Raw genomic sequence first — 20,027 nt, 5'->3', positions numbered from 1 at the left:
GTATACACGAACACGGAAGTTAAGGATCCACACTGCAGGAGTATGCGTATGGGGACGCAGTGTGGCGAAAGGCTCATCCGCCTTTCGTTCCAGGGCCAAGGATACTTGGGGCGCAGGCCCCTGGGAAAGTAGGTTATCGCCAGGTGAACAAGCGATAGACTGCCAATTTGGCAGTCTGTTTGTGTTTCATGAAAGAAGCTAAAAAATATTGGGTCCCACACTGCAGGAGAAGGCGTCACTGGACGCAGTGTGGCGATAAGCTCGTACTACGCCACGAAGTGAATCTCTAGGGTTGGTGGCTCGGCGAAACCCTCCACTGGAGGCTTTCGTGCTTATCGTGTTCGGATCCACATTGCGGGAGAATTGATTTAAAGTCGAAAAATATGTTATAAACTTGCCTCTTAAAAGACCATTATCATAAATTTGAGGTATTTTTTGTGAAAATGCGAGAATAATAGTTAAATGCATGATAAACTAGTTAAGACGATATTTTTTGTCAAAACTTAACACAAAGATATTTAAGGTAACAGTTTTGGTTCTCATAGAGCGCGATTGTTAACTACGAATATCCGAATGATTTGGTTTCGAAAAGGAGAGGAGAACATTGGATTGGAAGCTGAGCACTAACATTGGACAAAAAATTGTGGACCTTATATATCAAACAAGTGGTTATCATGCAATAGTCTGCGATACAACTGGCACAATTATTGCTGACTCAGCTCATGCACGAATAGGGATTAAGCACAGAGGAAGCCAAGAAATATTAACGACGAATTGCACATATGTGGAGATAACAGCAGACGAAGAGATTGCTACGTCTGGCAAAATAAAAGAAGGATATAATGCTGGCATTGAAATTCAAGGTCAAATTATTGGTACTTTCGGTATTGCTGGAAAACTGGATATTGTAAGGCCAGTAGCTAAGGTTGCGGTAGGAATGGTCGAAATGATGATTCGAGATGAAGAACTTAAGGAAGTTATCCGCAATCAAGTTCAACTTTTAAGTAATTCAGTTGAACAGGCTGCTAGTGCGGTACAAGAGACTGCTGCTTCTGCAGAAGAAGTGGCTTCAATCAGCCAAGTAATTGCCCAGGAAGCCCAAGATGGTGAAAACCAGCTAAAGTCTACAACTTTAATTTTAGATTTAATCCATAAAGTTGCAAAACAAACGAATCTTTTGGGCTTAAATGCTGCAATTGAAGCTTCACGTGCGGGAGAGCAGGGAAGGGGTTTTTCTGTTGTTGCCGGTGAGGTGCGTAAGTTAGCTGAAGAAAGCAATCGTTCGGCTACTGAGATAAGAAATATTCTACAGCTATTTCAAACAATTATTCAGAAGATCGTCGATAACTCTTTGCGTAACAGTGCCATAACTCAAGAACAAGCAAAAGCTAATCAAGAAATTGCACAAATGATTGATGGAGTATTTCAGGTGAGTGAAAATTTAAAATCTCTATCCGAAAACATTTAAATAATATAAACGCTGCACACTACTCTGTTTGGAGATCAACAAATTTCAAAAAGGAGATATGCTTTATGGAAGTGGCTTTGGCATATGGGAAAAGTGGATTAAGAATTAATGTACCAGATCATTCGAAAGTAGTTGTCCCTCAGCATATTGATCTGCCTGAAAACGATCATCAACTGGTTCTCAATGCTTTGCGCAATCCAATAGGAACAAAACCATTAAGAGAAATGGTAAATCCAAAGGACAAGATCGTTATTGTCATAAGCGATATAACAAGGCCTACTCCAAATCACAAATTAGTGCCTTGGTTATTGGAGGAGCTTGCGCACATTCCAATCGATAATTTTACGATCATTAATGGTACGGGTACTCATCGGGATGAAACCAGAGAAGAACTTGTTGAGATGTTAGGGGAGAAAATCGTTAATTCTGTTCGCATTATTAATCATCACTGTCAGGAGATGTCTGAGCTAAAAAAAGTCGGAACCAGCAGTTTTGGCTGTGATGTTTATTTGAATAAGGAATATGTTGAAGCTGACTTTAGAATTGTAACAGGATTTATTGAACCACATTTTTTTGCAGGGTTTTCAGGTGGACCAAAGGGGATAATGCCCGGAATTGCGGGCATGGAGACTATCTTAACATTTCATAATGCTCAAATGATAGGCCATCCTCTGGCAACTTGGGGAGTTATTGATAAAAACCCCCTTCAAGAAATGACTAGGGAAGTAAATTCTTTTTGTAAACCGGATTTTCTCTTGAATGTTGCTTTAAGCGGCAATAATGAAATAACAAATGTATTTGCCGGTGAGCTTATTGCCGCTCATGAGACAGGCTGCGCATTTGTTAAAGAGCATGCGATGATTAAATGTGATGAACGCTTTGATGTTGTTGTTACGACAAACGCCGGGTATCCGCTGGATCAGAATCTCTATCAGGCTGTTAAAGGAATGAATGCTGCTCAAAAGATTGTAAAAAAAGGTGGAACAATAATTTGTGCTGCAGAATGCTGTGAAGGAATGCCTGAACATGGCAATTTTTCAAAGATACTGAAAATGCGTGAAACCCCAAAGGATCTTTTGGAAATGATCAATGACCCATCCTTTAGCATGTTTGATCAGTGGGAGGCACAAAGATTAGCAATGATTCAGGAATGGTCTGATATTATAGTATATTCGACGCTTCCAGATGAATGGGTCAAAATTGCTATGCTCACGCCAACAAAGAATATTGAATCAACACTTAATGAACTCCAAGCCAAATATGGCAAAGAAATGAGTATAGCTGTATTACCTCTAGGACCGCTGACAATTCCTTATGTTGAAGAGTAAGTAAAGAGGGACATAAATCATCAAAGAGAACAGAAGAAAGGGATGAACGTTTTGTAACGATCGTCCCTTTCTTCCTCGCTAGTCTTTGGTAAGATATCCAATGGCTGTTGATATCGTGCTGGCCGAAACACGATTTCAACAATGCTTAGATTTTTTAGTCGTTCATAATTTCTGAACCTTGATCAGCCATTTCTTTTTCCGCAAAGTTGATCATTTTTTTGACCATGTTTCCGCCGATCTGACCTACTTCACGAGTCGTCATATTGGCGAACCCCTTATCTTCGATATCATCATCTAATTGTAATTCTTCGGCAACTTCCCATTTTAACTTATCCAACTGGCTTTCGGATTCTGGAACTTCAGGCGTATTACGACTCATTTTACCATCCTCCTTATCAGTTGTTTTTAATACATTCTTTAGCATCTCCCTTTTAAAGTACATTATACATTGCAAACCTGTGAAATTTATATTGACCGCAAGAATTAACAGAATACTATATAATGAGGGAAAATTTAATTTTATTAGTTTGAAATAACTTGTTGAATAACTTCGGATAAGCTATACTTGGAACAGTAAGTGGAAGTGGTCTCCATATTCACAAAAATAAAAATACCCGATAGGGGTGATTCGGTGCATGAAATGTCCTTGATGGGAGGGGTATTTGAAGTGATAGATCATACCTTGTCCCAACACGATGTCAAGAGAGTTCTGAAAGTTAAGATAAAGGTTGGAGAATTGACCAATGCTGAGCCAGATGCTTTAGCCATGGCTTTTGAGGCATATAGCAAGGATACTCTTTGTGAGGGAGCTGAATTGATTGTCGAACGAGTTCCTTTGCTTGGTTGCTGCAGGGATTGTCATTATGAGTTTAACGTTAAGTTGATGTATTTTCTCTGTCCTAACTGTAAATCTACAAATATAGAAGTAGTTCAGGGAGAAGAACTTTTACTTGAAAGTTTGGAGGTTGAATAATGGATAATGCACGTCGCGAAATTGAAGTAATGGCAAATCTGCGAGATTCTAATGATATGCAGGCTGAAGTAAATCGTGCACATTTTCGTAAAAATAATTGTCTAGCAATTAATATTATGGGCTCACCAGGCGCAGGAAAAACTTCACTTTTAGAAAAAACGTTGCCTCTGCTCAATGAAAACATGAGTGTTGCGGTTATTGAAGGAGATATTTTTACAACTAAAGATGCAGATCGAATATCTGTGCATGATGTTCCTGTAATACAAATAAATACTGGTGGTAGCTGCCATTTAGACAGTAAAATGGTTGCTAAGGTATTACCTGAGTTTGATTGTCAGAGTTTAGATTTAATGATTATTGAAAACGTTGGTAATCTTGTTTGCCCTGCCGACTTTGATTTAGGTGAAGCTTTTAAAGTTATTGTCTTAAGCATAGTTGAGGGTGACGATAAGCCGGCAAAGTATCCTGTTATCTTTCGTAAAGCTAAAGCCGTTCTCTTAAATAAAATGGATTTGGAAGGTTTAACGGATGTAAACATGGAAAGAATGAAACAGGATATTCTGGTTATAAATCCGGACATAACAATCTTTGAGATCTCTTGCCGAACGGGGAAAGGTCTGCAAGACTGGACTAACTGGCTTCAGGATAAAGTTTTGGACTTTCAATCATAGGCCTATGAACTATTAAATTGCATAAGCGCCTCTCTTTAAACAAAACCTTGCATAAATTGTGGTTTACATCCATCCACTTATATGCAGGGTTTTATTTATCCACCCACTTCTACTTCTACTTCTATAAGTGGGAGTGGGTCCCCCGTACCCTGCTTCGGTGGGGGTAGAGTTCCCCACCGAAGTCTGATGTTCAGCTTTAGCTGAACGAGTTCACTAAAAGAATAGATATTCATTATGCAACGGTCTCTAATTATTTTCACACTAAAAAGGCCGACGCTCACGAACTCTTTAGTTCGTATAGCTACGGCCTTAACGGAAGTTTGGAGTTGGCTGCATGACAGATGCATTACTTAAGTATGAAATGATAGTTGCTAATTATTTGCGAATTTACCTTCACGTTGAATCGAATCAATTTCAAGGAGAACCAACTCAGTAAGATGGGGGAATAGAGATTGAATCTCTGGACTTAATTCCATTCCCCAATCTAGTTTTTTGGGTTGCACACCGAAAATTAAGGTTTGAGGAGCTTGCCCTAAAATGTTTGCCATGGTTAAGACTTCAATTATTCCGATTTGATGAAAGGATACCTCGTATTGTTCAGGAAAGACCTTTATATCACCTGGTTGAAATCGGAATAGAGCGCCGGGTTCTGACTGAGCATTGATTGCATCAATAATAATCAGAAAGTCTATTTCTTGAATTAGATGCACGAGTTCGAGTCCAGCAGTGCCGCCTTCAAGGAGTTCAACATTTTGCGGGAGGGATTTGTGAGCCAGTTCGTCTAGAAATCGAACACCCAGGCCTTCGTCGGATAGAAGAATGTTTCCGACTCCCATGACCATAATTTTTGGCGAGTGCATGATTAAATTCCCTTCTCATTTCTCATTTTACCAAAGAACATAAACAGAAACTGTTCATAGGCAGCTGTAAAGACCAAATAAACGTGAATTGCAATAATTGCAATAAACAGCCACATGATAAGATAGTGAAGTCCGCGTACGGCGGTCAGACCTCCCACCAGGTCAGCAACTCCTGCCAACTGTACTGGCTTATAGAGAATAAAGCCTGTAAAGGCCTGAATGACAGCGAGAATAGGAAGTGCAATGTAGGCAATTTTTTGGAGAGGGTTATATTTGCCTGTTTCTGGGTGCTTACCTAAAAACAAGTAGTACTTGGTTTGCGGCCAGATGTTTTTTACATCTTGCATGTTGAGCAAAATAGAATCATAGTCCTTATTTTTCCCGAAAAAGGAAATATAAAAACGTACAACTCCGTTAATGAGAAGAAAATACATAAACAAGAAATGTAAATTTCGAATTAAATTCATTGGCATACCAGGATGGGGAGAATGAATAAACCAGCCTGTAAAGATTAGAACTATAAAATTAATCAGATTAATCCAGTGGCTTATACGCTGGGCTAATGGATGGTCAAGCGGGTTAACCATGTCCTTTCCTCCTTTTCTACCAACCGATCCGGAATTTTTTCACATCATTTGTCACTGGATCGATGAGGTGAATCGCGCATGCAAGGCATGGGTCATAAGATCGAGCGACTCTAACGATGTTCACTGGATTATCAGGGTCGGGAATAGGTACCCCAATTAAAGCTTGTTCGAAAGGCCCAAGAACTCCTTTATCATCTCGAGGAGAGAAATTCCAGGTGGTGGGTACAACCATCTGATAGTTCTCGATTTTGTGGTCAGCAACTTTAACAAAATGGCCCAAGGCTCCTCTCGGGGCTTCGGTTAATCCTGATCCCTGCCCTGTGGCCGGTGCTTCCCAGTGTTCGGTATCATGGATGCGGAAATTAGATCCCATTTCTTTTTCCAGAGCGTCAAGCCAGGTCAGCATGTCTTTAGCGAGTAGGAGAGTTTCATAGGCACGAGCTGCATGACGTGCGACGGCACCTGGTTTGATATTGTATTTTGAAATTATATCCATTAAACCCTTGGGCTGCATTACAAGCATGCGGGCAAGAGGGCCTACTTCCATGGGCTTACCATTATAGCGAGGGGCTTTTACGAAAGAATATGCATTTTTTTTATCAAGATCAGGAATTGTATCCTCGGTGAAGGGAGTTTTGCCGTTGGGACTTGCTTTATACCAGGAGTATTGGACATCTTCAGTGATTTGAGTTTCGTCAACAGGTAAAACTTTGCTCAAGTCGCCGTCCATGACAATGCCGGATTTCAGGAATAAGTCTTTACCGGCGTCATCCCGAGCAAAAGCGCCATAAGAGAGGAAATTGACCGCTCCTGCTCCGCCAACCCCTGCTTGGGCTAAGGGCAGCAATGGTCCGGTACCAAAGGTCAAGACATCCTGGAGATAAATTTTTTCAACGAAATCCAGTTGTTCCAGCAGCATAGAACGGAATTGCTCAACAACTTCAATATTGGGAAGCATCGTGACTCCGCCGACAACAATCGAAGATTGATGGGGCTGTTTACCGGCGAACAAGGCCGACATTTTCTTAGCTTTGGCCTGCATTTCCAAGGCTTTAAGGTAATGGGCAACAGCCATGGTCACTAACTCAGGATCCTTAACGCTGAATTCATCGGGTTTATAACGTGGAGTTAAGGGGGCGGTATCTCCTGCAGTGACAAGCTTGACAATTTTATCTTTGACAGCAAGGAGACCAGGATCCTTCCCCTGATATTGGGCAACAGCCATTACATCAAGATAATCGAGAGCACTAAGATGATAAAAATGTAAGGGATGATCGTGCAGCCACATGGCGCCCAGAATTAAGTTGCGGATAATTCGTCCTCCGGCCGGGACGTTAGCTCCGTAAGCTTTGTCTAAGGCCAGAGAGGAAGCCCAGCCGTGGGAGCCTGCACAAACTCCGCATACACGCTCAGTTACATAGGTGGCATCGCGAGGATCTTTACCGCGCAGCATCGCTTCAATTCCACGATACATAGTTCCTACGACATGCGCGTCTGAAATTTTTCCATTCTCAACTTCAACTTCCACCTTCAGGTGTCCTTCTATTCTTGTTAAGGGATCGACAACAATTTTTGTCATCTTATAAATCCTCCTTGTGGCCGTGGCCTTGGTTAGTCAGTCTTCCGCTTGCAGCTGTAGCAATTAAATGAACTCCGAGACCGATGGCGGCAGCCCCTCCGATGACGGTACCAACCGTATCGGCATTAACCTGACCTATGCCGGGAAGTTTGAAAGTCTCTTGTTTAGTATATAAGGGGGTAAATTGCTTGTAGAAGCTCTTCTCTGAACATCCGGAACAGGGAGATCCGGCATTGATACAGAAGTTTGCATTGTCATTCCACCATACTTGAGCACAATCTGTGAAAGTCTTCGGCCCTTTGCATCCTTTTAAAAGTAAGCAATAATCTTTTTGGGCCGGATCATTCCAGTCTGTAAGAAATTCTCCGTTTTCAAAGTGACCGCGGCGTGGGCAGTTGTCATGTAACAATGTTCCATAGAAGGCCAATGGGCGATTTTGAGAGTCAAGAGGCGGAACCTTCTGATATGTCAGATAATAGACAATCGTACCTATAAGTGTAGTAGGTTTCACAGGGCAGCAGGGCAGATTGATAAGGGGAGTGCTGATTCCCTCAGCTTTAAGAATCTCAGAAACTCCCACAGCTCCTGTGGCACAGGCACCAGGTATTCCGCCGCCTTCCGAGGCGCAGCTTCCGATTGCAATGATGGCTTGGGCTTTTTTAGCAGCTTCGATAAGAGTCTTGCGGAAAGGCTTTCCTCCGACCATGCAGTAGCGATCTTCTTGAGCGGGGGTAGCTCCTTCTACTACGAGAATAAACTTATCTTTAAGGGCTTCTTGATAGGCTTCTTCAGCTATATTTCCAGATCCGGCCATAATAGTTTCATGGTACCGAATTGAGATCATGTCAAGAATCAGTTCGGCTGCTGAGGGATTTAACGTGGCAATTGTTGATTCTGTACATCCGGTGCAGTCCATTCCTTCCAACCAAATTACCGGGGGCTTCTTAATTGCCTGTTCCATTGCTGAAGCTGCTTGGGGTACGAATAGTTCGGGTAATCCAAGCGCGGCTGTAGTTGCTCCAATCAACTTCATGAAGTCACGCCGAGAAACCCCTTTGACCTTGAGTAAATCAAAATTCCCCATAATTAGATGAACACCTCCTGAATATGTCTTGTCCCCTATTGCGTACGGGTAAAAATATAGAAATTCTTTATTATTGACATATATTCGAGATAACCTATTTATTTCCTGCATGTTTTTAATAATTATTCAGAATTAAGCAAAATTTGGATCAAGTAAATATTTTCACAAAAAAGGTTTCTTTCTAAAGACTTGTAGAATAAGGAGTTTGGCGTGTACAATAAGAGAGTTATCAGAATTAGTCTGCAAGATAATTGTTTCTGAACATTATTTAGCCAATCGTAAGACTCCCATTTCTACAAGTGGGAGTGGTAATGTTTAGCCTATGAACGAGTTCAACGATAGAAAATATATATTTAAAAGTAATTGGATGAAGAAATTAGAAAGCTGGAAGAAGGAAATGACCTCTAAAGCCAAGAAAATCTATTTGAATGGAATTGTACAAGGGGTTGGTTTTCGGCCCTTTGTATTTAAACTAGCCGAAGAACTGAACCTCAAAGGATGGGTCAATAATTCAAGTAAGGGAGTGACAATCCATGCAGAGGGAGAAAACATGGATTGTTTCCTTCAGCGTTTAGTTTCCGATTCGCCGCCTTTAGCAAAAATATTAATGGTCCGCACTGAAGAGGCAAACTTTGAAAATTTTTGTTCTTTTCATATTACCCGAAGCGAAGCCCAGCAAGATGCCGATGTCTTAATCTCTCCCGATGTCGCCACATGCCAAGATTGTTTGCATGAGATCTTAGATAAGAACAATCGCCGTTTTGGGTATCCTTTTACCAATTGTACGAATTGCGGACCACGATATACGATTATTCGCGATGTACCTTATGATCGTGCCCAAACAACGATGTCAACGTTTCCAATGTGTGAATCCTGTGCGGCAGAATATCAAGATCCCCGAGACCGGCGTTTTCATGCCCAGCCTGTTGCTTGTGAGGAGTGTGGACCTAAAGTTCAATTGTTGGACAGCTCTGGCCGATTGATTCCGGGGATGGGCGTCGATCAGTTGGTTCAAGGCGGAATTCTAGCTGTTAAAGGTTTAGGCGGGTTTCATCTTGTTTGTGATGCAGGCAACAGAGAGGCGATTGAGCGGTTGCGCCAGCGCAAAGAACGAGGGGCCAAACCTTTCGCCCTCATGGTACGCTCCATAGAAAAGGCGCGCCAGGAAGTCCTGATCGATAAAAAAGAAGAGGAATTGTTACTCAGCCCGGCCGCACCGATAGTGATACTGGAGCGAAATCAAAATCAGGCCAATTTATTGCCGGATAACATTGCTCCCGGCATTCATACCTTAGGGATGATGTTGCCTTATACGCCGATTCATCATCTCCTTTTTAAAGGCCCTTTAGATTTTTTGATTATGACGAGTGCTAATCTCAGCGGACGTCCTTTGATATATACCAATGAAGAGGCCCTAACGTTGCTCAACGGTATTGCGGATTATATTTTAGTCCATGACAGAGATATTTATCATCCTTGTGATGATTCTGTTATCCAACGTATTGGAGGGGAAGCGGTATATTTCCGACGGGCCAGAGGTTATGTGCCTTTGCCCATTTCCTTAACCTCATCTAAGTTAAAAAAGTCAATTTTAGGACTAGGTGGAGATTTAAAGAATGCCTTTTGTCTGGCCGATGATCAGCGGGCTTTTGTAAGCCAGTATCTTGGAGATATGGAGAGTTTCGAGACCATGGAGCGTTTCCAGCAGGAATTGGAATCCTTCCAGCGGGTCGTCAACGTTACTCCTACTGTGATTGCTTATGATCAGCATCCAAATTATCATTCGACAAGATTTGCTCTTGAACAGGAACAACAGCCAAAAATTCCGATTCAGCATCATCATGCGCATTTAGCAAGTGTACTGGGAGAGTGGGAACTATCAGATCCAACCTTGGGAATTATCTGTGACGGAACAGGCTTTGGGGAGGATCGTTGTATCTGGGGCTTTGAAGTTCTCTATGGGAATGCAGCAAGTTATGAACGCAAGGGACATCTTGAATATTTACCGCTGCCAGGAGGTGATGCAGGTGCCAAACATCCTGTGCGCATTGCTTATGCTTACCTAAAAACTCTCCTTACAGGTGAAGAATGGACAAAAACACTGCCTCTTTGGCATTCCCTGCTTCCAAACGAACGTAAGATCTTAGATCGCCAATTGGAAAAGGATATTCAAATTTTTCAGACCTCAAGCGCGGGTCGGCTGTTTGATGCGCTGAGCGGATTATTGGGGATATGTACTGAAGTAACGTACGAAGGACAAGCTGCCATTGAACTAGAGAGTACGGCAACATTGTTTCTCAGACAAGTTAATTCAGGTGGAAAAAATGAAGGGACAGAGGACGTTTCTGAGTATCCTTATGAAATCAGACTTGAAGGCAACGAATATATTCTCGGTGTGGCGCCGCTTTTTCAAGCCATTGTTCATGATTGTCTTCAGGGAGTATCCAGAGGGAAAATTGCCTATCGTTTTCATCTGACTATCGCCGGAGCTATTACAGCACTAGCTATGCAATTTCAACATCATGGGCAGCTTGCTCTTAGTGGAGGGGTGTTCCAAAACAAACTTCTCACTGAGGCTGTCCTGCAAAACTTTAAGGATAAAAACATCAAGGTCATTCGTTCACGCACACTGCCGCCGGGAGACGGCGGGCTGGCCTTCGGACAAGTATTAATTGCAAATGAGGTGTTATAAATGTGTTTAGCCATACCAGCAAAAATTGTCTCAATCGACGGTGTTATTGCTAAAGTGGATATGATGGGGAATGAACGAATAATTAGCATTGACCTGGTACCGGAGGTAAGGATCGGCGAATATGTTTTAGTCCATGCAGGGTTTGCCATTGGGGTAGTCGATGATCAGAGTGCCAAAGAGACAGAAGAATTATTATTGGAGGTTGCCGATGCCTATGCCGAAGGAGAGTAACGATGTTTTAGCAAAGGCGGGAGAGTACTTAGAGGAAATAAAGCGCTTAGCTTCAGAGCCTTTTACAATTATGGAAGTTTGCGGGACTCATACTGTTGCTATTGCTAAAAATGCGCTAAGGGATATACTGCCGCCGACCGTCCGCTTAATTTCCGGTCCCGGGTGTCCCGTTTGTGTAACTGACAGCAGTGATATTGACCGTTACCTGTATCTGGCTGCTCAGCCGAATATGATTACCGTGACGTTTGGCGACATGATCAGGGTCCCCGGCAGTAAAAAGAATCTGCAGGCTTTGAAAGCAGAAGGCGCTGATGTACGTGTTGTTTATTCAACCCAGGATGCTTTGGAAATTGCTCATAAAAACCCGGATAAGGATGTCGTTTTTCTGGGAGTAGGCTTCGAAACAACAGCACCAACTGTTGCTATCAGTTTGGAAATTGCTCAACGTGATGGAATTAATAACTTTAGTGTTTTGTCAATGCATAAAGTTGTCCCTCCTGTTTTAAGATTATTAGCTGAAGATGAGCAACTAGATGTAGATGCTTTTCTGGATCCCGGTCATGTTTGTGCCATTATCGGAACTCAGCCAATCGAGTTTATGGCTAAAGAATTTGGTAAACCGGGAGTCGTGACGGGATTTGAAGCCCTTGACATTTTGGAGGCTATAGTAATGCTGCTTCGGCAACGGGAAGAAGGACGATCGGATATTGAGATTCAATATCGTCGAGTCGCCAAAGCCGAAGGAAATCCTTACGCCCAAACGGTTGTGAAGAGAGTTTTTGAACCAGTGGACGCTTCATGGCGCGGGATGGGCTTAATCCCCGGGAGCGGCTTAGGAATCAGAGAGGAGTTTGGCCCTTGGGATGCAATACGGAAATATTCTTTGCCGGTTTTCCATTCACCGGAAACGCCTGGATGTCAATGCGGTGAAGTTTTGAAAGGCCGGATTTATCCTACACAATGTGCTTTGTTTGGCAAACGCTGTACTCCTCTTAAACCTGTAGGCCCCTGCATGGTCTCTTCGGAAGGATCTTGCGCTGCTTACTACCGATATTCTCAAAGGAGCGACGATTAATGGAACGTATTATGATGGCCCATGGAAGTGGTGGGCGGCTGAGCCATGAATTAATACACAGTCTTTTTCAAAAGTATTTAGGAAATTCATTCTTAGATCAAATGAACGATGCAACGATCGTGCCGGGGCAAGAGCAACTGGCGGTGACGACAGATTCTTTTGTGGTTTCTCCCTTGTTTTTTCGCGGAGGAAATATCGGCAGACTCGCCGTATGCGGGACAGTTAACGACCTGGCGGTAAGCGGTGCAGCACCGAAGTTTTTATCATTAGCGCTGATTTTAGAAGAAGGGTTGCCTTTAGAGGAACTGGAACGCATTATTCAGAGTGTAGCAGATACTGCCAAGGAAGCAGGTATTAGTATTGTCTGCGGGGATACAAAAGTTGTGGAACGCGGAAGTGCCGATAAACTTTTTATAAATACAACGGGTATTGGATATAGTAATAGATATTTTGTTAACCCCCAACAGATCCAGCCCGGCGATGGTATTCTTATTACCGGAACAATTGGGGATCATGAGATCGCCATTCTGTCTGATCGGGAAGGCCTAGAGTTTGAAACGCCTGTAACGAGTGATTGCGCCCCTCTTAATGGGCTTATTGATTCCTTTTTCCAAGTCGGAGTAAAATGTATGCGTGATCCCACTCGCGGCGGAGTTGCAACGACCTTAAATGAGTTAGCGCAGCAAGCAGGTGTGAGTATGCTCCTGAAGGAAGAGTCGTTACCAATTCTTCCGGGGGTAAAAGGGGCCTGCGATATGCTTGGGCTCGACCCCCTTTATCTTGCTAATGAGGGAAAAGCCTTAGTTATTGTTAAGCCTGAGGCGGTCGAATCCGTCCTGCAGGTGATGCATGCTCATCCTTTGGGACATCGGGCAGCTCAAATCGGGGTTGTTCAAGAAGGAAAACCCGGGCTTGTGCTTTTGGAAACTCCTCTGGGAGGAAAGAGAATTGTCGGTATGCTTGAAGGCGAACACCTTCCTCGGATATGTTGACAGGCGGAGGAGGGTACGATGCGTATAGCGGTAATTGATGGGCAAGGCGGCGGAATAGGCAAGCATATTGTTGAACAATTACGAAAGAAAATTCCCGAATTGGAGATATTAGCCTTAGGAACAAACGCCTTAGCTACGGGCGCCATGTTACGTGCCGGGGCAACCGAGGGGGCCTCTGGTGAATCGGCGATTTGCTATAACGCCGATAGAGTAGATCTCATTGTTGGCTCAGCGGCAATAATTATGGTTTATGGGTTGTTGGGGGAAATAACATCGGGGATGGCAGGCGCTATTGCGAAGAGCAAAGCTGACAAGTTACTTATTCCAATTCAACGGGGGAATATTCAATTTGTTGGAGTTCAGCGCATTCCGTTACCCCATTTAATAGAAACTTTGGTTATTGACGTTGAGCGGAGATTTACCAGCGATCAAAACGGCAACTGAGATGTCCTTTGGAATATGATATAGTGGGAGTGTTAAGGGCTTCGGTGACGAAAGTGTCCATAGGACACTTTCGTTATCGAAGCCCCGATGGTTCGCTTTGGCCGACCAAGTTCACTTGACAATGGTGCTCTTTATTGTTAACATTAAATCATAGTAAATTGATATGAATTGAGGTATTTAAAATGCGAGTTGTTAATTCGATTACAGATTTAATTGGTCAGACGCCTTTGGTAAAGCTGCAGCGTATTGTAAAACCGGGGATGGCCAATATTTATGTAAAGGTTGAAGCCTTTAATCCTGGAGGGAGCATTAAAGACAGGATAGCCTTAGAAATGATTATGGATGCCGAAAAGCGAGGAGTACTTAGCTCCGGCGGAACCATCGTAGAGCCAACCAGCGGGAATACTGGAATTGGATTAGCAATGATTGCCGCAGCACGCGGTTATCGTCTGATTGTTGTAATGCCCGAAACGATGAGTGTAGAACGGCGCTTGCTGATGGCGGCTTATGGTGCTGAATTCGTGCTGACTCCGGGCTCAGCAGGCATGAACGGTGCTATCGAAGAGGCAGAACGCCTTATTCGAGAAAATCCGACTTATTTTATGCCCCAACAATTCGAAAATCTTGCCAATCCCGAAGCTCATCGTAAAAGTACTGTTTTGGAACTCATGGAACAGCTTGATAATATTGATGCTTTTGTTGCGGGAATTGGCACCGGGGGGACGATCACAGGGGTTGGCGAAATCTTGAAGGAACATCTTCCCAACGTAAAAATTATTGGTGTAGAACCGGCTTCATCGCCAGTAATATCAGGCGGGAAACCCGGTCCTCACAAAATTCAAGGAATTGGTGCCGGATTTGTACCTAAGGTTTTGAATGCTTCGATCCTGGATCAGATTGTTCCGGTAAGCAATGAGGATGCTTTAGAAACCGCCCGCAAACTCGCCGGTCAAGAAGGACTGTTAGTAGGCATTTCTTCAGGGGCAGCAGTTAGTGCGGCTCTTCAGGCTGCCAGTGAGTTGGGTGAAGGTAAAAACGTAGTAGCTATTGCGCCGGACACTGGAGAACGGTATTTAAGCACTGAACTTTTCGCAAATCGTGGTTAGATTCCAAATGCTCTTGAAAGATGGCCAATTATCAGAAGATTAAAGTCTTTACAAGGGAAATTGCCCTATGCTAAACTATTTAAGCGGACTAGCATAAGGAGGAACACACATGTCAGGACATTCAAAATGGGCAAACATTAAGCATAAAAAAGGCAAAGCAGATGCGCAAAAAGGAAAAATCTTTACGAAGCTTGGGCGGGAAATTGTTGTAGCTTCTCGAGCCTGCGGCGGAGATCTTGGCAATTTTCGCCTCAAGATAGCCGTAGAAAATGCAAAGGCACAAAATGTACCTAATGAAAACATTCAAAGAGCTATTCAAAAAGGAGCAGGCGGCTCCGATGGTGCAACCTATGAAGAACTGCGTTATGAAGGCTATGGTCCCGGAGGCGTTGCAGTCATGGTTGATATTCTCACCGATAACCGTAATCGAACAGCTGCCGAAGTTCGCCATATATTCTCTAAAAATGGCGGAAACATGGGCGAGACCGGCTGCGTTGGCTGGATGTTTGAAGATAAGGGTCAGCTGAGAATTCCCCGAGAAGACCTTAAGTTTTCCGAGGATGATTTAATGATGATCGCCTTAGAAGCCGGTGCGGAGGATTTGGAAGATGATACAGAGGAGTTTGTGATCTACACGTCACCGGAAACTATGGAAGACGTTCGCAAAGCACTTGAAGAGCAGCATATTGTCGTCAGTGAATCAGTTCTGAGTCCAATGGCCCAAAATACCATTGAAATCACAGATGCAGATCAAGCACGAAAGATAGTTCATCTAATGGAAACTCTCGAAGATCACGATGATACTCAAGGGGTATATTCTAATTTTGAATTATCTGAGGCATTGGCAAGCGAAGATTTTTAGAAGTTAGTGGATAAACAGTAAAACGATTAAATTATGTGCCCTCCTGGCAAGACTAAGTAAAAAGGACAATGTCGGGAGGGTTTTTACGTATGTCTCGCTGGAAAACTATAGGTTTGGTACTTATCTTGGGATTAGGTATCGGATGTCTTGTCCCCATGGCGACCACATGGCTGTCAGCTAAAAATTTAGCTGTCCCAAAGGGCTATCTGGAAGACGGTGTCGCTTTAGTATCTGCAAATGCTCCTGAGACAAGGGCATACCATTTTAGTCTTAATAATAATGTGCTCTCTGTTCAGGAAGGAAAGCTTGGAACTGAGGGGAAGGTTATCATAAAGGGTCTGGACGTAAAGACTTGGCCAAAAGCTATGCTGAAAATGGCACCTAAGGTTGAGTTTAATTCTTTGGATGAAGTTCAGTCCTTTATCGATACTGCTAATGAAGATTTATGGAAAGAGTAAAAGCAAAGGCCTTTATTTATTAAGAAGAAAAGGAATCGTACGTCTTCTGTCGAAAATTTATGCTGAAAGGAAGACGCACATGATTATTTTAGGGATTGATCCAGGAACCGCAATTATGGGATATGGTCTTATCGAACAAAAAGGGAATCGCTTGAGGGCGCTGGATTATGCTTGTTGGCGCACCGCTGCTCATACTCCTCTAGCCGAACGTTTACTAATTCTTTATAATCAAATTTTTCCTTATCTTAAGGACCATCAACCCGATCAAATTGTGGTGGAGGAACTCTTTTTCAACCGTAATACGACGACAGCCATCTCTGTCGGACAGGCCCGGGGAATCGTCTTATTAGCGGGGGCTCAACAGAGTATCCCAGTTTATGAATATACTCCCTTGCAAGTCAAACAAGCCGTTGTTGGTTACGGAAGAGCAGACAAGAAACAGGTCCAGCAGATGGTCAAGGGTTTATTAGGCCTGGATGATGTCCCGAAACCTGATGATACCGCGGATGCCTTGGCCTTAGCAATTTGCCACGCGCATAGCTTTGCTTTAGAGCGAAGAATGGAGGATTTCCGATGATAGGAATGCTGCGCGGAACAGTCTGGGAAATCCAAGCAGAACGGTTAGTGCTGGAGGTTCAGGGTGTCGGGTATCTGCTTACAGTACCAAACGGACTGTTAGCCAAAGCGGTTCCGGGACAGAAACTTGTCCTATATACCCATGTCGTTAGGCGTGAGGATGATATAGCGCTTTATGGATTTACATCATTGGGAGAAAAACAGCTTTTTTTAGAGATGCTTAGCGTCTCAGGAATCGGTCCCAAGGCAGCCATATCCTTATTATCCACTTTTGGAGCTGCACAGATTGAAAATGCCATTGTTAGTGAAAATCTTAACCTCTTAACAAAGGTACCGGGGGTAGGCAAGAAAATTGCCCAACGGCTAATTTTAGAACTCAAAGAGAAGTTTAAAGGACTTGCTTTGGCTTCAGAGGAGACCGCCATTGCTGCTGATTTGAACCCCTCACAACATTCTGATGCCCTGCAAACATTACTTGCTCTTGGCTTCGGTCTGGAGGAAGCAAGACGGGCTTTGACCCATGCTGGCAAGGACGGAGGAGAATTAACGACCGAAGAGCAAGTTAAAAAAGCCTTGCGGCTGTTAGCGGGAGGTTAAACTGTAACGGCATGAGAGGAGGGGCACAAAATAGAAGAGCGTTTGGTAGCTCCGCAAGAGCAACTTTCGGATCAAGAAGGGGAAGCCCTGCGTCCCAATCGGATGAAGGAATATATCGGCCAAAAAAAAGTGAAAGATAATCTGAGCATCTTTATCCAGGCTGCAGCGACCCGGGGAGAAGCTTTGGATCACGTCTTATTATATGGACCTCCGGGCCTTGGTAAGACTACCTTAGCTAATATCATTGCTTCGGAAATGGGTGTAAGTATTCGAACGACCTCCGGCCCGGCAATTGAACGGCCCGGTGACTTGGCGGCAATTCTCACAGCCCTGGAGCCGCGCGATGTCTTATTTATTGATGAAATTCATCGTTTAAATAGTTCCACTGAAGAAATCTTATATTCTGCCATGGAGGATGGTTGCTTAGATATCGTGATTGGCAAAGGACCAAGTGCTCGTTCCATTCGCCTGTCTTTACCTCCTTTTACTTTGGTGGGAGCAACGACTCGTGCCGGTCAGTTGACGTCTCCTTTGCGAGACCGTTTTGGAGTAATAAGCCGGCTGGAATTCTATGAAGTAGAAGACTTGAAGAAAATAATCCTGCGGGCCGCAGGTATCTTGAGGTTAGAAATTACGGACGAGGGCGCTGATGAAATAGCTCGTCGTTCACGAGGCACTCCCCGAGTAGGAAACCGCTTGCTCAAGCGAGTCAGGGATTTTGCCTTAGTATGGGAAGACGGGATTGTAACTCAAGCTATCGCCAAAGAAGCTCTCAATCGTTTAGAAGTCGATCCGGTGGGTTTGGATAACATAGACCAAAAGACTTTAAGAACGATCATTGAAGCTTTTGCCGGAGGGCCGGTAGGTATAGATACTTTAGCCTCAACAATAGGCGAAGAGGCTGAGACCTTAGAAGATGTTGTCGAGCCCTTTCTTCTTCAGATGGGTTTTTTGCAGCGTACTCCCCGGGGGAGAATGGCAACAGTGAGGGCTTATCATCATTTTGGTTATTCATTGCCGCAAAAGTTCAGCAGCGAGGAGGGCCCCCAAGGCATATAAGCAAGAGAAATGGGGTAATCTGAACATAGAAGGTGTGTGATGACATGCTCTGGAGTGTTCGGCGTTGGTCCTTTTTGCTGCTGGCAACTTTTCTGCTGCTAATGAATCAGGTTAAGATCTGTCAAGCTCGGGAAATTTCGGTGGAGCTCGTTTGGAAATTTGGACAGGCGGGATGGGTTGAAATTCAAGCTGAACAAGGATTGTATCAAGTTGTCAGCGGAACTATGACGTTAAATTTTCCCAAGGGTTCTAGGCTTGAAGTAGGCTGGGGAGGCTGGAATCCAATTTTGAGAGTTAACGAAAGCGATTTCCAAATCTTCAGAGATACTAAACTGGAGATTAAGGAGAAAGATTCCGGCAGCCTCGTTGTAAGAACTCCGGAAGGTAAGGCTGCAGCTTATCGTGGAAACCTGACTCTGGACTGGCATAAGGATCACTGGAGGCTCGTCAATCAGCTGGACAGTGAAGACTATCTAAAAGGTGTCGTTCCTATTGAGATGAGTAATGCTTGGGCTAAGCGTGGCTTGGAAGGTTTAAAAGCTCAGGCTGTGGCTGCCCGCACCTATCTTGTAAAGCATACTCAAAATCGAAAAGCCATTACAGATTCTCCGGATATTGATCAAGCCTATGCCGGTATGAACGTGGAAGGTGAGGCTTCTCAGGCGGTTGAGGCAACTCGAGGGAAGATCATCGTAGATGTTGACACAGGTCAGCCTATTGAAGCCCTTTATTCGGCTCATAACGGAGGATATTCTGAAGATGCCAAAAATGTCTGGGGAAATGCTGACAATCATAATCTAGCTCATCCTGATCAGTTTTCAGAAGGTATAGGCGGAGCGGCAGACCATTGGCGTTTTATAATTTCTGCACCTCAGCTCGGCTCTGCGTTTGGCTTAGGACCTGTTCAAACCATTAACGTTGAAAAATTCCCTTCAGGCCGAGTTCAAAAAGTGCTGTTAACGGATGAGTTCGGCAGCTCTTTGACGATTTCGGGACGAAAGTTTGTGCAAGCCTTTTACCCTTTTGGCCAAGAAATTCAGGCGAACGCTTTTTTAGGTACGTTATTTGACGTGCATAAAGTTGCTGCGGCGGAAAAGGTCTCTAACTTGAAGGGAATATCATCTGTTCTTGAAATGTTGAATTATAGAAATAATTCTGGTCCGCTGCTCGCGAAAATCATCAGCTCTTCTCTTGGGGTTCGTGCAGATCCTCAGCCCTATGGCGTTTTCATTTTTGAAGGGAGAGGCTGGGGGCATGGCGTAGGGATGTCTCAATGGGGAGCCTATCATATGGCTCAAATGGGATATACTTATGAGGAAATTATCCATTTCTATTATAATAATGTGTTGATAAAAACTAGTGAGGAAAAAAATCTTTGAGTCCAC

Annotated in this window: 22 protein-coding genes; 17 read left to right on the top strand and 5 right to left on the bottom strand. The window is 43.7% G+C overall.

All coding sequences use genetic code 11. From position 1 onward, the window contains the following. The 3 genes from DEAC_RS24040 to larA all read left to right on the top strand — a co-directional run. Positions 1-202 (top strand): hypothetical protein (locus DEAC_RS24040; protein ID WP_207642581.1); only part of this gene is annotated, 202 nt, incomplete at its 5' end. Between the two features lie 402 nt (positions 203-604). After that, a complete protein-coding gene (locus DEAC_RS09250) occupies positions 605-1,468 on the top strand; it encodes a sugar diacid recognition domain-containing protein (protein ID WP_047809742.1) in 864 nt (287 codons plus the stop codon). A 65-nt stretch (positions 1,469-1,533) separates the two neighbouring features. After that, entirely contained in the window at positions 1,534-2,796 is a 1,263-nt protein-coding gene (gene larA / locus DEAC_RS09245) for a nickel-dependent lactate racemase (protein ID WP_047809741.1), read from the top strand. Between the two features lie 154 nt (positions 2,797-2,950). On the opposite strand, the gene DEAC_RS09240 is transcribed toward larA, so the two are convergent. Further along, on the bottom strand, positions 2,951-3,175 hold the full coding sequence (locus DEAC_RS09240) for an alpha/beta-type small acid-soluble spore protein (RefSeq protein ID WP_047809740.1): 225 nt from the start codon (positions 3,173-3,175) through the stop codon (positions 2,951-2,953). Between the two features lie 252 nt (positions 3,176-3,427). Between DEAC_RS09240 and hypA the strand changes: the two genes are divergently transcribed. Together hypA and hypB are read left to right on the top strand one after the other, a co-directional pair. Beyond that, positions 3,428-3,769, top strand: coding sequence for a hydrogenase maturation nickel metallochaperone HypA (gene hypA / locus DEAC_RS09235; protein WP_047809739.1), 342 nt, complete (start codon positions 3,428-3,430; stop codon positions 3,767-3,769). Further along, positions 3,769-4,440, top strand: a complete 672-nt coding sequence (gene hypB, locus DEAC_RS09230; RefSeq protein ID WP_047809738.1) for a hydrogenase nickel incorporation protein HypB — start codon at positions 3,769-3,771, stop codon at positions 4,438-4,440. The genes hypA and hypB overlap by 1 nt, the downstream gene beginning before the upstream one ends. A gap of 371 nt (positions 4,441-4,811) precedes the next feature. Here the strand turns inward: hypB and DEAC_RS09225 are convergent, their stop codons facing one another. From DEAC_RS09225 to DEAC_RS09210, 4 genes are read right to left on the bottom strand one after another with little or no spacing between them, the layout of a single operon-like run. Beyond that, complete coding sequence (locus DEAC_RS09225) at positions 4,812-5,300, bottom strand: HyaD/HybD family hydrogenase maturation endopeptidase (RefSeq protein ID WP_047809737.1); 489 nt, start codon at positions 5,298-5,300, stop codon at positions 4,812-4,814. A gap of 2 nt (positions 5,301-5,302) precedes the next feature. Further along, positions 5,303-5,887, bottom strand: a complete 585-nt coding sequence (cybH, locus tag DEAC_RS09220) for a Ni/Fe-hydrogenase, b-type cytochrome subunit (protein WP_047809736.1) — start codon at positions 5,885-5,887, stop codon at positions 5,303-5,305. A 16-nt stretch (positions 5,888-5,903) separates the two neighbouring features. Beyond that, on the bottom strand, positions 5,904-7,466 hold the full coding sequence (locus DEAC_RS09215; protein ID WP_047809735.1) for a nickel-dependent hydrogenase large subunit: 1,563 nt from the start codon (positions 7,464-7,466) through the stop codon (positions 5,904-5,906). Position 7,467: 1 nt separating this feature from the next. Continuing rightward, complete coding sequence (locus DEAC_RS09210; RefSeq protein ID WP_047809734.1) at positions 7,468-8,550, bottom strand: hydrogenase small subunit; 1,083 nt, start codon at positions 8,548-8,550, stop codon at positions 7,468-7,470. Between the two features lie 397 nt (positions 8,551-8,947). Between DEAC_RS09210 and hypF the strand changes: the two genes are divergently transcribed. From hypF to DEAC_RS09150, 12 genes are all read left to right on the top strand, one after another. Then, the gene (gene hypF / locus DEAC_RS09205; RefSeq protein WP_047809788.1) at positions 8,948-11,242 is read left to right on the top strand and encodes a carbamoyltransferase HypF; all 2,295 of its coding nucleotides are present in this window, start codon (positions 8,948-8,950) and stop codon (positions 11,240-11,242) included. Continuing rightward, positions 11,243-11,473 (top strand): HypC/HybG/HupF family hydrogenase formation chaperone, encoded by a 231-nt coding sequence (locus tag DEAC_RS09200; protein ID WP_047809733.1) that lies wholly within the window; start codon positions 11,243-11,245, stop codon positions 11,471-11,473. Further along, positions 11,451-12,548, top strand: a complete 1,098-nt coding sequence (hypD, locus tag DEAC_RS09195) for a hydrogenase formation protein HypD (RefSeq protein WP_047809732.1) — start codon at positions 11,451-11,453, stop codon at positions 12,546-12,548. Before DEAC_RS09200 ends, hypD begins: the two co-directional genes overlap by 23 nt. Beyond that, positions 12,548-13,540 (top strand): hydrogenase expression/formation protein HypE, encoded by a 993-nt coding sequence (gene hypE, locus DEAC_RS09190; protein ID WP_047809731.1) that lies wholly within the window; start codon positions 12,548-12,550, stop codon positions 13,538-13,540. Before hypD ends, hypE begins: the two co-directional genes overlap by 1 nt. A gap of 18 nt (positions 13,541-13,558) precedes the next feature. Continuing rightward, positions 13,559-13,984, top strand: a complete 426-nt coding sequence (locus tag DEAC_RS09185) for a DUF3842 family protein (protein WP_047809730.1) — start codon at positions 13,559-13,561, stop codon at positions 13,982-13,984. Between the two features lie 182 nt (positions 13,985-14,166). Continuing rightward, the gene (cysK, locus tag DEAC_RS09180) at positions 14,167-15,090 is read left to right on the top strand and encodes a cysteine synthase A (RefSeq protein WP_047809729.1); all 924 of its coding nucleotides are present in this window, start codon (positions 14,167-14,169) and stop codon (positions 15,088-15,090) included. A gap of 109 nt (positions 15,091-15,199) precedes the next feature. After that, entirely contained in the window at positions 15,200-15,952 is a 753-nt protein-coding gene (locus tag DEAC_RS09175; protein WP_047809728.1) for a YebC/PmpR family DNA-binding transcriptional regulator, read from the top strand. Positions 15,953-16,041: 89 nt separating this feature from the next. Then, positions 16,042-16,410 (top strand): hypothetical protein, encoded by a 369-nt coding sequence (locus tag DEAC_RS09170; RefSeq protein ID WP_047809727.1) that lies wholly within the window; start codon positions 16,042-16,044, stop codon positions 16,408-16,410. Positions 16,411-16,489: 79 nt separating this feature from the next. Next, entirely contained in the window at positions 16,490-16,987 is a 498-nt protein-coding gene (ruvC, locus tag DEAC_RS09165) for a crossover junction endodeoxyribonuclease RuvC (RefSeq protein ID WP_047809726.1), read from the top strand. Further along, on the top strand, positions 16,984-17,583 hold the full coding sequence (ruvA, locus tag DEAC_RS09160; protein WP_047809725.1) for a Holliday junction branch migration protein RuvA: 600 nt from the start codon (positions 16,984-16,986) through the stop codon (positions 17,581-17,583). Before ruvC ends, ruvA begins: the two co-directional genes overlap by 4 nt. 30 nt (positions 17,584-17,613) lie before the next feature. After that, the gene (gene ruvB, locus DEAC_RS09155) at positions 17,614-18,642 is read left to right on the top strand and encodes a Holliday junction branch migration DNA helicase RuvB (protein WP_047809724.1); all 1,029 of its coding nucleotides are present in this window, start codon (positions 17,614-17,616) and stop codon (positions 18,640-18,642) included. Between the two features lie 44 nt (positions 18,643-18,686). Next, on the top strand, positions 18,687-20,021 hold the full coding sequence (locus DEAC_RS09150) for a SpoIID/LytB domain-containing protein (protein WP_047809723.1): 1,335 nt from the start codon (positions 18,687-18,689) through the stop codon (positions 20,019-20,021). Positions 20,022-20,027: the final 6 nt, after the last annotated feature.

The sequence above is a fragment of the Desulfosporosinus acididurans genome (assembly GCF_001029285.1).
Classification (GTDB): Bacteria; Bacillota; Desulfitobacteriia; order Desulfitobacteriales; family Desulfitobacteriaceae; genus Desulfosporosinus; species Desulfosporosinus acididurans.
Note: the sequence above shows the minus strand (reverse complement) of the source record. Positions and strands in the feature narration are given on the sequence as shown.